The organism is Bacillus australimaris (assembly GCF_001307105.1).
In the GTDB taxonomy this organism is placed as follows: Bacteria; Bacillota; Bacilli; order Bacillales; family Bacillaceae; genus Bacillus; species Bacillus australimaris.
In genome coordinates this window covers 16961-31530 of record NZ_LGYN01000023.1, presented here as the reverse complement: position 1 = coordinate 31530, position 14570 = coordinate 16961, and the positions used below count along the sequence as shown (strand labels likewise).

Genomic DNA, 14570 nt, shown 5'->3' with positions numbered 1-14570 from the left:
TCGTTTTATAATTCTTTTCCTAGAATATCTAAATCGTACCTGCTGCCGTCCATTTCTGCGATGCGAGGCAGGTGACCCCATGTCTCAAAGCCATGCTTTTTAAATAGTCGAATGCTTGCTTCGTTGTGCCCGAAAATAAAGGCAAGTAATGTTCGAATGCCTAATGAGGGTGCCAGCTCAATGGCTTCTTGTAAGAAAAGTGATCCTAAGCCTTTTCCTCGATCATCTTGGTTCAAATAAATACTCATTTCAACGGTTCCGTTGTATGCAGGTCTTCCGTAAAACGTTTCAAAGCTGAGCCAGCCGTAAATATGTCCATCCTCATCTGTTTTCACATAGAGAGGTCTTTTCTCTGAATGGTTCAAAAACCATTGCCGGCGGTCTTCGACAGAAACTGGTTCTGTATCAGCGGTCACTTCTCTTGAAGCAATGGTTGAATTGTAGATATCAACGATCGCTTTGAGGTCATCTTCTGTTGCTACACGGTTGAAAGTTTTCACAATTAAGTCCCCCATCTTTTTTCATTTATCATACATATTATTGATGCGATTGCGCAAAATAAAAAGAAAAATAATTTCATGTGTATATATTTTTTGAAAAGTGTTCAGAATGTTGCTGAGGTGATGAAAAATGAGAGAGGAAGAAAAGAAACGTACTTCCAAAATCACAAAAGTTCAGCAATTTTTCCGTAAGCGCTGGGTATTCCCTGCTATTTACTTGGTCAGCGCAGCGGTCGTGTTAACAGCCGTTCTTTGGTATCAAGCTGTATCAAAAGATGTGAAAGACCAACTATCTGATGGAAATCAAACAGGGCAAGAACAGCGTGATGATGCCGTTGAAGTTGGAAAGCCAATTGAAAATGTTGCAATGCCGGTCCAGAATTCTGAGAATGTTTCTGTCGTGAAAAAGTTCTATGAAGCAGATGCTGATCAAAAAGAAAAAGAAGCAGCACTTGTAAACTATAATAACACCTATACCTTGAGCAAAGGTATTGATCTTGCAGATAAAGATGGCAAAGTGTTTGATGTCACAGCTGCTCTTAGTGGAACAGTGGTTCAAGCGAAAAAAGATCCAGTTCTCGGTCACGTCGTTGAAATTGAACATGAAGGTGGACTATCGACTGTTTATCAATCGTTGTCACAAGTGAGTGTCAAAGAAGGCGATGAAGTGAAGCAGAATGATGTCATTGGTGCTTCTGGGAAAAATCTTTATGGTGCTGAAAGCGGCAACCATGTGCATTTTGAAATTCGTATGGAAGGTTTAGCGCTTAATCCACTTAGCTTCATTGACAAGCCTGTTTCTACGATTGAAAAAGCAGCGCAAGAAGTAACGGAACAAGCAAAAGAACCTGCTCAGCCTAAGGCTGATGAAAAAACGAAGGAACCTGCTGCTGAAGATAAGGCCAAGGAGCCTGCTGGAGAAAAATCTGAAGAAAAGTCTGATGAGAAGGGGAAATCCTCTGATCAAGAAAAATCTTCTGATTCCTCTAAAGACAGCAGCCAGTTAGAAGAAACCAAACAATCTTAATGTCTGACAAGATCCTCTGTGTATGTGAATATGCAGAGGTTTTTTTCTGCTTAAAAAGATCCTCCGCCACTTGGCGGAGGATGAACTATAGGGCGGCAGGTCCTTCTTCACCTGTCCGAATGTTGATTGTATTCTCTATTTCATATATAAAAATTTTCCCATCCCCTGGTTCGCCTGTACGTAGTACCTTTTGAGCTGTTTCCACGACCTGTTCGACAGGTACTTTGCTTAGGACGATTTCAATCTTTAATCGTTCGTACACGTTGCTTTCCTTTTTGACCCCGCGGTATAGCTCTGTATGTCCCTTTTGTAAGCCGCAGCCGTGTACATTAGAAAAGGTAATCGAGGTGACACCAATCTTTCCAAGCTCTACCTTTAATGTTTCAAAATTAGCTGGACGTGTGACAATCTCCACTTTATACATTTTGCTCATAGAGACACCCCTTTTTCTTTAATCTTGATAAGCTTTTTCGCCGTGCATGGTTAAATCAAGACCCACTGATTCTTCTTCTTCGGTTGCACGAATTTTGAAGAAGAGATTGACCACTTTAATGATCACGTATGTTACAACGGCAACAAAAGCGTAAGTGGCAGCTATGGCGACCACTTGCTTCCAAAGTAAGCTAGGATCTCCGTAAAATAAGCCGTTGGCTCCGCCGTCATTGACAGATGTTGTTGCGAAAAGTCCTGTTGCAATTCCGCCCCAAGTCCCGCCAATTCCGTGAAGGCCGAATGCGTCTAGTGCATCATCATAGCCAAATTTGGCTTTGAGTGAAAAGACTCCCCAGAAACAGACGATCCCGCCTATGAATCCTATTATAATAGAAGCAAACGGTGTGACAAAGCCTGCGGCTGGTGTAATGGCGACAAGACCTGCGATGGCTCCAGAAATTGCGCCGAGCATTGTCGGTTTTTTGTTGATCATCCACTCTACTAACAGCCAGCCGATGATTCCTGCAGCAGCAGCTGTATTGGTGTTGATAAAGGCAAACATGGCCACACTGTCTAATGTAAGAGCACTTCCCACGTTAAAACCAAACCAGCCAAACCAGATGACGGCTCCGCCAAGAAGAGTGTAGATCAAGTTATGTGGAGAAGAGCTTGCTGCTTCTTTACGCTTGCCGAGCACAATCGCAACGACGAGACCAGCAACACCGGATGAGATGTGAACCACGTTTCCGCCTGCGAAGTCAAGCGCACCCATCTCGCCAATCCAACCGCCGCCCCATACCCAGTGTGCGACTGGAGCGTATACAAATGTGACCCAAAGGAGTGTAAATACGACAACTGCTGAGTAGCGAATCCGTTCAGCAAAGGCTCCTGAGATGATGGCTGTTGTTAAGACGGCAAAGGTCATTTGGAACATCATGAACAATGAATGTGGAATGGTATCACTATAGGAACCAGGCTCAAAGCCCACGCCTTTTAGTCCAATCCAGTCTAATCCACCAATCCATGCATTTCCTGGCGCAAAAGCCAAGGAATAGCCGAACACGATCCATACGATTGAAACGATCGCTAGTGATGTTAAACTGTGCATGGTCGTGCTCAACACGTTTTTACTTCTCACGAGTCCTCCGTAGAATAAGGCTAAACCCGGTGTCATTAACCACACGAGTAGTGTGCAGAAGAACATAAATACTGTATCACCCATTTGCATGCTGCATTCCCCCGAATCATTCAGAATTAATTGATTTCTTAATTCTTCATTATAGAGAGAAAAGTCATATATAACATATACATGTAAGTTTATCTGACATGGTTTTTGGTTAAGTTCAATATAAATGGATGAAAAGTTCGTAAAAAATGAGCAAAAACGTAAGCTAAACACTAAAAACAAAGGGCGTTTGACCTATAAAATGGAGCTGAGAAAGAGTTTTGTTCGTTCCTCTTGAGGAGAATCAAACAATTCCGATGGGACGCCTTCTTCGACGATGCGGCCTTCATGCATATAGACGACACGATCGGCGACTTCTTTCGCAAAGCCCATTTCATGTGTGACAATGACCATAGTCATGCCTTCTTTTGCGAGACTTTTCATCGTTTGCAGCACCTCTCCTACAAGCTCTGGATCGAGGGCAGACGTAGGTTCGTCAAATAACATGACATCAGGCTTCATGGCGAGGGCTCTCGCAATGGCCACACGCTGTTTTTGGCCGCCTGATAGTTTAGAAGGATACACGTAGGCTTTATCCGCAAGTCCAACTTTTTCTAACAAAGTGCTGGCTTCAGCGATGGCATGTGCTTTTTTTGTTTTTTTCACCATGACAGGTGCTTCAATGATATTTTCAAGCACGGTTTTGTGCGGGAAGAGATTAAAATGCTGAAACACCATTCCTATTTTTTGTCTCATTTTGTTTAATTGATCACGCTTTGGATGAACTGGAATGCCTTCAATGGCTATTTCTCCATCAGTCTTTATTTCTAAAAAATTCATACAGCGGAGCAAAGTGCTTTTCCCAGAGCCGCTTGCCCCAATCAAGACAACGACATCATTTTCATAAACGGTGAGATCGATATCCTTTAAAACATGCAGCTCTCCGAAGTGTTTATTGAGTTTTTCAACACGAATGATTTCCTTAGATTCTGTCATGCTTCTCCTCCTATTGGTCACTGGCTGATAGTTTTTTCTCAAAGGTTTGAACAGCAAATGTTAACAGCAGGACAAGAACTAGGTAATAGACGGCTACAACAAGTAAATACGTCATATTGTCAAAGCTGTTAGAGCCTTGAGTGGTGGCGACGTTAAATAGTTCGTTGACGCTGATGAAGGCGGCGAGTGATGAGTCTTTTAAGCCGATAATGAACTGGTTGCCAAGAGGGGGGAGGGCGCGCCGCATCGCTTGCGGGAAAATGATCCGCCTCATGGTTAAAAAGCGTCCCATGCCAAGAGAGCGTCCTGCCTCTTTTTGTCCCTGATCGATGGATTGGATAGCGCCTCTGAATATTTCAGCTATATAGGCGCCGTTATGAAAGGCGAGTGCAATGGAGGCAGCCCAGAAGTCCGGTATATTTAATTCCGTGAGTCCGAAATAGAGGATGAAAATTTGAACAATAAGTGGTGTTCCACGTACAAGAAAGATATAACCATTGGCGATATAACCAAAAACGGCAACGTGGGAAATTTTCAGTAAAGCAAAGAAGAGCCCGATGAACATACCGATGAAGATGCTGATGACGGTCAGCTGTAAAGTGAGCAGCATCCCTTCTATGAAAACGCCTCTAGAATCAATCAGTGTCTGAAAAAAGTGTGACAGGGTAGGCAAATCAATCATCTCCATTTGAAGAAAGTGCGCCTATGAAAAGGGCGCACAATCGTGGTTTTAATCTTGTTTGACAGTGATGTCTTCGTTAAAGTACTTTTCACTCATTTGTTTTAATGTTCCGTCTTTTCTCAGTGCATCAATGGCGTCGTTGATCTCTTTTATGAGTTGTTCATTATCTTTTGATACAGCGATTGCCTGCTCACTTTGTCCAAGTCTTTCCTGCGCTTCGATTTTTAATTTTTTCTTCATGGCTTCTGCGCCTGTGGCGAAATCTGTCACGACTGCATCGTGTTTCCCATTGGCTAGTGCTTCTAAAGCGACGACATCACTATCGTAATATTTTGGTTCTTGCCCGCTATGTTCCTTTGCGATATCAGCGTAGGACGATCCTTTTGATACAGCAATTTCTTTGTCTTTTAAGTCATCAGCATGTTGAATGTCTGCTCCTGGTCTTGTGAAAATTTGCGGACCGGAGTAGTAATAGGGCTTAGAAAAAAGGACGTGTTTTTTTCGTTCCTCATTGATGGTATGGCTTGCAACTGCTGCATCAAATTTACCTGCTTTCAGGCCTTCGACGATGCCTGCGAATTTATATTTTTTCTGTATAGGTTCGAGGCCTAGTTTGTCACTAATCGCATTGCCTACGTCGATATCAAAGCCGGACATCTGATTTCCATCCATATAACTAAATGGATGAAATTCACCTGATGCTGCAAAAATAAATTTTCCATCCTCCAAAATTGGCGACCCTTTCGCTGTAGAATTACGTTTATCTCCGTTCCCATTTGTTTCATTTGAACCGCACGAAGACAGAAGTAATACTGCAACTGAGAAAAGGGCTGGGATCCAAAACCGTCTTTTTTTAGAAATAAGCTTCTCCTCCTTTTCAGCCGTACTCCCTGTAAAGAGAAAGTAGGCTTTTAAAATATGAAGTGAATATTACCATTAATACCTCATATTCTCAATTTTATATGTGTTTTTCCAACACTCGCCCTTTTTAAAATGTATGTCTTCATTTCCTGAGAGAGAACTCGAATTGATAAGGGTAAAAAAGGGAAATGAATCTCATAATAACGGAAGAATGGGTAAAGAACATGCCAGAAAGAGGAGTAGTGTATGAATAAGTGGAAAGACAACCGAAAAGTTTTTTTAACCGCTATTGCCTTTGGGACGATGTTGAATCCACTGAATTCATCGATGATTTCTTTGGCCTTGCATCAAATTCAGCATGAATTCGGTTTGTCGTTTACGACCGTATCTTGGCTTATTTCTTCTTTTTATTTAGCCAGTGCTGTGACGCAGCCGGTGAGCGGCCGGATCGGGGATCATGTGATGAGCCGGAGAACGTTGTTTTTATTCGGGCTCGTTCTTGTAGCGGTCTCAGCCATCTGTGCGCCGTTTGCCCCGACGTTTGCCGTTTTGATTATGATCCGTCTGTTACAGGCGATCGGTAGCAGTGCCATTTATCCTTCTGGTGTCGGTCTTATTCGGGATCATATTCAAGAAAGACAGGCTTCGGCGTTAGCGGTGTTATCCATTTTTGCTTCAGCAATGACGGCGCTTGGACCGACGCTAGGAGGATTTCTGATGACCATCGGCGGCTGGCCGGCTATCTTTTTAGTGAATCTGCCTTTTATTTTCATCAGTTTCTTTCTTGGGCTATCTTTGTTTCCGAAGAAGCAGAAAAAGAGAAAGCTGCGTATAGGCGAAATTGTGCGAAAGATCGATTTGCCAGGAATGCTTCTTTTTACCGTTTGTATTGTTCTTCTGCTCTCCTTTTTATTATCACTTGGTGACGGTATTCAATATGTACAAGGCATTCTTTGTCTCCTGAGCGCAGGCGCTTTTATCTGGTGGGAGTATCAGGTAGATGAGCCGTTTATTCAAATACGGATGTTCAGACAGGAGCAGCGGCTGTCACTTGTGTATGTGCAATTTATCATCTTAAATATATTTTTCTATTGTCTCTTTTTTGGTTTGCCGAGTTATTTCCAGGATGAATTGGGCTGGCGTGTGGAGATGACGGGTCTCTTTATGTTGTGTATGTCAGGGGTGAGTATCATTGTGTCTCCGCTGACAGGAAAGTGGGTGGATCGCGGGGATGAACGCCATCCAGTGTTAGCGAGTGCAGTATTGATGCTGGCTGGAGCGTCTGCGATGACTTTCTTTTTCATTTCTTCGCCGTTATGGGGGAAAGGGGTTATTCTCGCGCTGCTTGGGCTCAGTTATGGGATTGGGAATGTCGCGCTTCAAGCTGCGATGCTCAAGGCAAGTCCTCAGCAAATGATTGGCACGACCTCTGGACTTTTTCAAACATGCCGATACCTTGGTTCTATTTTGTCGTCTGCCGTGCTGGGCATGTTGTTTGGGGATGAAATTGCTGGCTCTCATTTTGCGCAGTTAGGATGGACATTGATCATCATTTCTCTTATCGGTATTGGTGTTAGTCTTTATTTTTCAAGTATGGTCAGAGGGAGACAGCCAATAAAAAAAGCGGTGCGATAGGTGGAAGAAGAATCTTCATCACGTTATCGCAAGCCGCTTAAGAGTTGGACAGGTCAGAGCCTTGATCCTTTGTCTTCCTTCTAAAAATCTTCCCTACAATGGTCTCGTAAAATGTCACGATGCGATCAATTGGAGAGTCAAAAAACTTCCATAATTTATTCATGATAAAGACAACCACAATCGAGACGACCAAGCTGCCTAAGACATCGAATGGATAATGGTGACCGACCCAGATGCGGGAGAATCCTGTGAGTAATCCAAAGACGAGCAAGATGTTGCCGAGCTTTTTATTACGAGATCTAATGGCTAATGAAAGAGCCAGTGCACCTGTTGTATGGTCACTCGGAAAGGAAGCGTCTGCCGAGTGCGGGATGAGTGTGTCGACTTTATGCGCCACAAACGGCCGCTCTTCATAATGAAACAATGTAATGGCAAAGTTGACGATAAGTGCTACAATGCCTGTTACACCGGAAAAGAAGACATGCTTCTTAAATTTGTGATTTCCTAAAAACCAGCAAATCAATAAGACAAGGGCATACACAAGAAGGGCCTTTTTCGTAATGAATATCATGGCCTGATCTAAAAACTCAGAATGGTGAGCCATCCCGTGTATGACTTTAAATAATTCGTAATTCAAAACATCACCTATACTTTCGCTTAATACCAACTATTTTTCAAAAAAGCCTGTATGCTCTATTTGAAATATCCTATATTTTAGCATGTTTCAGGCGAAGTTTAAAATAGTATCCTCTTATTCTGAAAGGGAGACCTTTTGTGCTTTTGCTTCTTGGGGTTTTCGTTCGCTCCAATAAAAAACAACCATGCTCAGCAAGACAACAATGCCTGCAATGAGATACACATTTGAAAAGTCTGTGAAGCTGACAAGGAGTCCAAAGACAAAAGAGCCAGCGGCAATACCCGTATCATACAGGGTGAAGAAAGTAGCCGTCGCATACCCTGTACGGTGAGCTGGTGAGTGCTGAATCGCAAGTGTTTGTAAACATGGCACCAATGACCCGTAGCCAAGACCAATCACAGCACCTGATAGAAGAAGCATTGTCGCTGAATGCGTTGCTGTCAGCATCCATAAACCGATGGCAAAAAGGGCAATGGATGGATAGATCACAATGTGAGCTCCTACTCGGTCAAAAAGTCTGCCTGTAAATGGGCGTGAGCCAAGCATTGCTGCCGCAAATACAATAAAGAAATAACTGCTTGCACCCATCAAGTGGAGTGAATTGGCATAGACTGAAATAAATGAAATGATCGGTGAATAACAGAAGGAAATAATAATACCGACTGCCGCTGTTTTTAATGCGCCTTTTTCAAACAGATGAGAAAAAGTGAACCTGAAAACGATGCTTCCTCCATTTTCAGGCTCTGGCTGTCTAATTAGCACCGTAAAAGCAGCTCCGATGGTCACGATAATGGAAAAGAGAAAGAACAAGGAATGAAATCCTATTTTCCCTACTTGATTCAGTGCGATAAACGGACCGATGACAACAGCGAGGTTCATGGACATCACAAAGTATCCAAGTCCTTCCCCGCGTTTATGTTTCGGGATCATATCAGCCGCAATGGCACTTGCTACTGTCGTCAAAATGCTAAAAAAGATCCCATGTACGAAACGCAGTATGAGAAGCGTTTGGAATTGATCAATCGGGATGTATAAATACGTGAGCAAGGCAAAGGCCATTGAAGAGAAAATTGCCATTCGTTTTTTGCCGAATTTCTCAATAATGGCTCCAGAAAACGGTCTTGTCACAATGGCGGACAATAAGAAGACCGTCACGAGGAGGCCGCCCTGTGATTCTGTTCCATTTAGTTCATCCATTGTGTAAATGGGCAGTAATGTCAAAAGAGCATAAAAAGAGGTGAACGTAAATAAATTCACCAGGACGATCATGATAAAGTCTTTCGTCCAAATGCGTTCGTTCATGATGTATGTCACTTCCTATTCAGTTGATAATTTGTGTAAAAGTGTATGGAGGAGTTGTTTTTCTTCGTAGGTAAAATCTGAAAGACATTCTTCTTCAAATTGTTCCATCTTGCGTTTGATTTCTTCAAATCGGGCTTTTGCATCTTCTGTCATCACGATCAGATTTTCACGTTTGTCTTTTCCTTGTACACGTTTCACCCATCCGTTCGTTTCTAAACGGGTGACGGTTCGGGTGATGGTCGGTGCTTCGACGTTCAAATATGTCCAGATGTCTTTTTGGGTTTTTGGGCCAAATGTATCCAAACAAAAAAGTACAGTCCACTGGGACGTGTACAAGTCATAAGCAGCAAGCGCTTCGTTCGCCTTTTTAGAAAGCAGCCGTGCGCCTTGATGTATTTGATGTAAACATTCTCTATTTAACGTATCCATATGCTCACCTTTATTTAATATTTAGCTAGGTAAATAATTTCACCTTTTCTATTTTACGTGTTGAATCCATTCTTGTAAAGTAGAAATTTTCGCGCGTCGAAATGATTTTTTGTTTTGCCTTTTCTGATAAATCCCTTGTCCCTTCTTCATTTTTAGCATATTCCCTATTCAATGCTAATACACTGTTACAAACCTGACAAAGAGAGTGTTTGAGGTGAGGGATCGTGTTTGGCATTTACTACCTAATGGATGAGAAATTACGACGAACAAGTGACGCTGAAAATGGATAATCTTCATACGGATCTCATTTCACACTTCTCACATCCATTTTAGGGAGGTCGAGTGGTGTGCACGATTACATCAAAGAGCGAACAATCAAGATAGGAAAGTATATCGTGGAGACAAAGAAAACCGTTCGTGTTATTGCGAAAGAATTTGGAGTCTCTAAAAGTACTGTACACAAGGATCTAACAGAAAGACTGCCAGAAATTAATCCAGATCTGGCTAATGAAGTGAAGGAGATACTGGATTATCATAAATCAATCCGCCATCTGCGAGGAGGAGAAGCCACCAAGTTAAAGTATAAGAAAGAAGAAATTTTAGAAGGCGAGCCTGTGAAACAGTAAGCTTAGTTCTTTGTTCATAAACATGATATATATATCTTCCTCATATCGGTAGTTTCTAACCACAAATTTTGTAAAAGACTTTTGTAAAGAAATATCTTTTTTTCTGCAAATTATGATAGAATATATAATTAGGGCAGAATGTGGTATTTGCTATGGAAACAGATTTTCAAGGAGGATATATATAGATGTTTGCTAGGGATATTGGAATTGATCTTGGTACTGCCAATGTACTGATTCATGTCAAAGGAAAAGGAATTGTGTTAAATGAACCATCTGTGGTAGCTCTTGACAAAAACAGCGGAAAAGTTCTGGCTGTTGGAGAAGAGGCTAGACGTATGGTTGGACGTACGCCTGGGAATATTGTTGCGATTCGTCCATTAAAAGATGGCGTGATCGCTGATTTTGAAGTAACTGAAGCGATGCTCAAGCATTTTATTAACAAATTAAATGTGAAAGGGCTGTTCTCTAAGCCACGTATGCTCATCTGCTGCCCGACAAACATTACATCTGTTGAGCAGAAGGCGATCAAAGAAGCTGCTGAAAAAAGCGGCGGTAAGCATGTATTTCTTGAAGAAGAGCCAAAAGTAGCAGCAATTGGTGCTGGTATGGATATTTTTCAGCCAAGTGGAAACATGGTCGTAGATATTGGAGGCGGAACGACAGATATCGCTGTCATCTCAATGGGTGACATTGTAACCGCCTCTTCTATTAAAATGGCTGGAGACAAATTTGATCTGGAAATTCTCAACTACATTAAAAAAGAGTACAAGCTGTTGATCGGTGAGCGCACGGCTGAGGATATTAAGATCCAAGTTGCAACGGTATTCCCAGACGCACGTCACGAAGAGATTTCGATTCGTGGACGAGACATGGTGACAGGATTACCAAGAACGATTACCGTCACAAGCAAAGAAGTAGAAGAAGCATTGCGTGAATCTGTATCTGCGATTGTTCAGGCTGCGAAGCAAGTTCTTGAGAGAACACCGCCTGAATTATCAGCTGATATTATCGATCGCGGCGTCATCATTACAGGTGGCGGAGCTCTTCTAAACGGGCTTGATCAACTGCTTGCAGAAGAGCTGAAAGTACCAGTTTTCGTTGCTGAAAATCCGATGGACTGTGTAGCAGTTGGTACTGGCGTGATGCTTGATAATATGGACAAGCTGCCAAAGCGTAAACTCAGCTAATGATTTCCCTCATTCTTTTTAGAAAGAATGAGGGATTTTTATTAAAGAACCCTGCAAATTTGCCGATATATTTCATAGAAGATTGTGTTTAGGTCATGTGAAAGAATTTTAATGAGGTGAGCACGTGTTAAAAGGACTATACACCGCAACATCTGCCATGATCGCTCAAGAGCGGCGGACAGAAATGCTTTCAAATAATATCGCAAATGCGAATACACCAGGATATAAAGCGGATGAAGGGGCCATGCGTGCATTTCCAGAAATGCTGCTAAGCCGAATGGAATCAGGTCGTTTCCAAACATCTTCTGGAAAAGGCTTTAGTGTACCGTTGCAAACGCCGATTGGCGGAATCAATACTGGGACGTATATGCAGGAATTGATTCCTCAATTTACACAAGGAACTTTAAAAACAACAGATCAAACAACGGACGTAGCACTAGTTGAAAATAATGTGCCGATTAACCCGGAGACCAATCAGAAATCAGCGCTATTTTATGCGGTCAACACACCAGAAGGCGTTCGTTATACGAAAAGCAGCTCAATTACATTAAATGAACAAAATCAGTTGACCATCAATGGCCGCGCTCTTCTTTCCGTGACGGGGCAGCCAATTACGGTTCAGAGTGAGAATTTCAAAGTGAATGCAGATGGTACTGTCAGTGAAAATGGGCAAAATCTCGGGCAGATCGATGTACGTGTTGCAATGGATACAAGAAACTTAGCGCGTGAAGGAAATGATTTATACCGTACAGCTGACAATCAGCCTCTGCCAAGTGCAGTCAATAACGGTCAAATGTCTTATACGTTGAGCCAAGGGGTATCTGAGCTATCGAACGTAGATGTAACGAAATCTTATACAGAAATGACAACCGCCTATCGAGCATTTGAAACAAACCAAAAAGTGGTTCAGGCGTATGATAAAAGCTTAGAAAAAGCAGTGAATGAAATTGGAAGAGTGTACTAATCAAGAAATGAAAAGAAAGGAGGATTCTCATGCTTAGAACGATGATAAATGCAGCTGTATCGATGAATGAAGTGCAAAAGCAGCTTGACATCATCAGCAACAACATCGCGAACAGTGAAACAACAGGATATCGTGCGAAAAACACACGTTTCTCAGAGCTGATTAGACAGCAGTTTAATCAGGTAGATGAAAAGAATGAGCAGGTGGAAAACAGTCGTCTGACACCTGCTGGTTTAAGGCTCGGAACGGGGACAATGGTCAATGCATCCATTAACTCGCTGCAAGGCTCTATTAAAGAAACAGGGCGTGATCTTGATGTTGCATTCGGAGCGCCATCGCAGTATTTGCAGGTCAATGCCGGCGGTAATATTCGTTATACAAGAGATGGTTCTCTTTACTTACAGCCAGGTAATAACCGTAATCAAGTGCAGCTTGTCACGAGCGAAGGCTATCCTATTCTTGATGAAAACGGAAATACGATCGTCTTAAATGCGAATTTCCGTGATATTTCAATCGATAAAAATGGACGGCTTACGGCGATTTCAAGAGATAATCAACCGAATCAGCAGGTGAATTTAGGCGTTGTACAAGTCAATAATTCGTCAGCACTTGTCTCTGAAGGAGATAATTTGTTCTCGGTCGACGGTACCTATCAAGGTGCATTAACGGCACTAAATGGAGCAAACCGCCAAGCGATTCAGCTTCAGCAAGGTGCACTGGAAACGTCGAATGTGGACATGTCCAAGGAATTAACGGATCTTATGACAACGCAGCGTTCCTATCAGTTGAACTCGAGATCCATTACGATGGGCGATCAGATGCTGGGATTAATTAATACCATTCGATAATCAGCAGGCTCGTATCAGCCTCTCATGATAAAAAAGGCGGCTCGCTCAAAGTCGCCCTTTTTTTTATAATAATCTGAGACATCGGCAAGCAGATCCTCAAGATCAATCCAGGCTTCTTTTCGTTCAAGACATGTGACGAGCGTGGCGATCTGCTCATCTGCCTTTGGCGTTTGGCTATAGAGAAGGGATAAAATTTGAAACTTCATTCTTAATATATCAAACTGGGAAGCGACGGCTTCTTTTAGCCCTTTTTGAATATACTTCATTCCTTCATCTGTTAAATTTTCTTTAAAACAGGAACGTACTGTTTCATATAGGCACGATACATAGGAGTGTGCTGACTTTCGGTATGCTGGGAGACGAAGCGCTTTTTTGAAGTATTCCAGCGCTTCCTTGTGACGGTTTTGTCTCGACTGAATAAAGCCAGCGTCATAATAAACGATGCCGAGCAGCTCTTGATCATCCATCATTTTCACGTAATCAATGATCTCAATGAAAATAGCTTCTGCTTCCTCATATTTTTTTTGGTCGGTATAGTTAAGAGCAAGCACAATTTTACACCGATTGATGCTGTGGATATCTCCGTGCTTTGCAAAGATATCCATGGCTTTTTGAACATGACGAATCGATAACAACGAGTAACGGTTGTTATAATAAACACCACTTGTACGAAAATGGAACTCTGCTTCCTCCAGCTCATCATTAAGTAATGGCAGTCGTTCCTCTGCCTTTTCGAGGTAATGAATCGCATCATTTTGATCGCTTTTTAAAGACTCATATAGTCCGAGAAAGAAGTAAAAGTAATATTGCAGTTCTTCGTTCATTTCGTCTTTGCGCGGCATTAGTTCATGCTTAATTTTTTCTAAGTCCTCTGTCTGATTCATCCAGAGCTGATGACGAAAAAGCATCAGATGATAATGGAGATAGAGGTCCTGTTTTTTTGATAATTTGCGTTTATGTTTTAGTAGCGTTGTTTTGATTTCTTCAGCCTTCGAAAAATGTCGATGCTTTAGCATTGTATACCACGAATGGAGAAGTTTTTTAATGGATTTATCACTCATAAAAATCATTTTTACCCTCTTATTCAATCTATGATGTAATATATTTTACCATATTTGTGAAAAAACAATGAGTGTAGTGTGGATTATATTTGATGACAATTGGTAATAGTAGATTCTATTTTTTACCATTAACGTAAGGCGGACATTGAAAAATGCCAGCATTCATAATATACTTCTATAGGAATCAAATGAAGATCAGCGATATAGAAAAAAAGGAG

At 41.9% G+C, this 14570-nt stretch carries 16 protein-coding genes; 6 read left to right on the top strand and 10 right to left on the bottom strand.

The genetic code is table 11. The features are described 5' to 3' along the window. Positions 1 to 5: 5 nt before the first annotated feature. Positions 6 to 515 (bottom strand): GNAT family N-acetyltransferase, encoded by a 510-nt coding sequence (locus AKG37_RS09505; protein ID WP_060698587.1) that lies wholly within the window; start codon positions 513 to 515, stop codon positions 6 to 8. 115 nt (positions 516 to 630) lie between these two features. On the opposite strand from AKG37_RS09505, the gene AKG37_RS09500 reads away from it, so the two are divergent. Next, positions 631 to 1527 (top strand): stage II sporulation protein SpoIIQ, encoded by an 897-nt coding sequence (locus tag AKG37_RS09500; RefSeq protein ID WP_060698586.1) that lies wholly within the window; start codon positions 631 to 633, stop codon positions 1525 to 1527. Positions 1528 to 1612: 85 nt separating this feature from the next. Here the strand turns inward: AKG37_RS09500 and AKG37_RS09495 are convergent, their stop codons facing one another. From AKG37_RS09495 to AKG37_RS09475, 5 genes are all read right to left on the bottom strand, one after another. Then, complete coding sequence (locus AKG37_RS09495; RefSeq protein ID WP_007497589.1) at positions 1613 to 1960, bottom strand: P-II family nitrogen regulator; 348 nt, start codon at positions 1958 to 1960, stop codon at positions 1613 to 1615. Between the two features lie 18 nt (positions 1961 to 1978). Continuing rightward, positions 1979 to 3187: an ammonium transporter gene (locus AKG37_RS09490; RefSeq protein ID WP_060698585.1), complete on the bottom strand. Its 1209-nt coding sequence runs from the start codon at positions 3185 to 3187 to the stop codon at positions 1979 to 1981. 192 nt (positions 3188 to 3379) lie between these two features. Then, a complete protein-coding gene (locus AKG37_RS09485; protein WP_060698584.1) occupies positions 3380 to 4120 on the bottom strand; it encodes an amino acid ABC transporter ATP-binding protein in 741 nt (246 codons plus the stop codon). Positions 4121 to 4130: 10 nt separating this feature from the next. Beyond that, entirely contained in the window at positions 4131 to 4808 is a 678-nt protein-coding gene (locus AKG37_RS09480; protein WP_078061001.1) for an amino acid ABC transporter permease, read from the bottom strand. A gap of 42 nt (positions 4809 to 4850) precedes the next feature. After that, a complete protein-coding gene (locus AKG37_RS09475) occupies positions 4851 to 5663 on the bottom strand; it encodes a transporter substrate-binding domain-containing protein (RefSeq protein ID WP_239686113.1) in 813 nt (270 codons plus the stop codon). 246 nt (positions 5664 to 5909) lie between these two features. Here AKG37_RS09475 and AKG37_RS09470 point away from each other — a divergent pair, with 246 nt between their 5' ends. Further along, positions 5910 to 7298: an MFS transporter gene (locus AKG37_RS09470; protein WP_060698581.1), complete on the top strand. Its 1389-nt coding sequence runs from the start codon at positions 5910 to 5912 to the stop codon at positions 7296 to 7298. Between the two features lie 37 nt (positions 7299 to 7335). Here the strand turns inward: AKG37_RS09470 and AKG37_RS09465 are convergent, their stop codons facing one another. From AKG37_RS09465 to AKG37_RS09455, 3 genes are all read right to left on the bottom strand, one after another. After that, complete coding sequence (locus AKG37_RS09465; RefSeq protein WP_060698580.1) at positions 7336 to 7935, bottom strand: undecaprenyl-diphosphatase; 600 nt, start codon at positions 7933 to 7935, stop codon at positions 7336 to 7338. Positions 7936 to 8049: 114 nt separating this feature from the next. Beyond that, the gene (locus AKG37_RS09460; RefSeq protein ID WP_060698579.1) at positions 8050 to 9237 is read right to left on the bottom strand and encodes an MFS transporter; all 1188 of its coding nucleotides are present in this window, start codon (positions 9235 to 9237) and stop codon (positions 8050 to 8052) included. 15 nt (positions 9238 to 9252) lie between these two features. Then, positions 9253 to 9666, bottom strand: coding sequence for a MarR family winged helix-turn-helix transcriptional regulator (locus AKG37_RS09455; protein ID WP_060698578.1), 414 nt, complete (start codon positions 9664 to 9666; stop codon positions 9253 to 9255). Between the two features lie 347 nt (positions 9667 to 10013). Here AKG37_RS09455 and spoIIID point away from each other — a divergent pair, with 347 nt between their 5' ends. The 4 genes from spoIIID to AKG37_RS09435 all read left to right on the top strand — a co-directional run bounded on the left by spoIIID (position 10014) and on the right by AKG37_RS09435 (position 13291). Further along, a complete protein-coding gene (gene spoIIID, locus AKG37_RS09450) occupies positions 10014 to 10292 on the top strand; it encodes a sporulation transcriptional regulator SpoIIID (RefSeq protein ID WP_008343327.1) in 279 nt (92 codons plus the stop codon). Between the two features lie 185 nt (positions 10293 to 10477). After that, positions 10478 to 11479 carry a cell shape-determining protein Mbl gene (gene mbl, locus AKG37_RS09445; RefSeq protein ID WP_007497573.1) on the top strand — a complete coding sequence of 334 codons (1002 nt, stop codon included), beginning with the start codon at positions 10478 to 10480 and terminating at the stop codon, positions 11477 to 11479. A 124-nt stretch (positions 11480 to 11603) separates the two neighbouring features. Further along, complete coding sequence (locus tag AKG37_RS09440) at positions 11604 to 12443, top strand: flagellar hook-basal body protein (protein WP_060698577.1); 840 nt, start codon at positions 11604 to 11606, stop codon at positions 12441 to 12443. Between the two features lie 29 nt (positions 12444 to 12472). Further along, a complete protein-coding gene (locus AKG37_RS09435; RefSeq protein ID WP_060698576.1) occupies positions 12473 to 13291 on the top strand; it encodes a flagellar hook-basal body protein in 819 nt (272 codons plus the stop codon). A 14-nt stretch (positions 13292 to 13305) separates the two neighbouring features. Here AKG37_RS09435 and AKG37_RS09430 read toward each other — a convergent pair whose 3' ends face one another. Next, positions 13306 to 14361 carry a tetratricopeptide repeat protein gene (locus AKG37_RS09430; RefSeq protein ID WP_060698575.1) on the bottom strand — a complete coding sequence of 352 codons (1056 nt, stop codon included), beginning with the start codon at positions 14359 to 14361 and terminating at the stop codon, positions 13306 to 13308. Between the last annotated feature and the right edge of the window lie 209 nt (positions 14362 to 14570).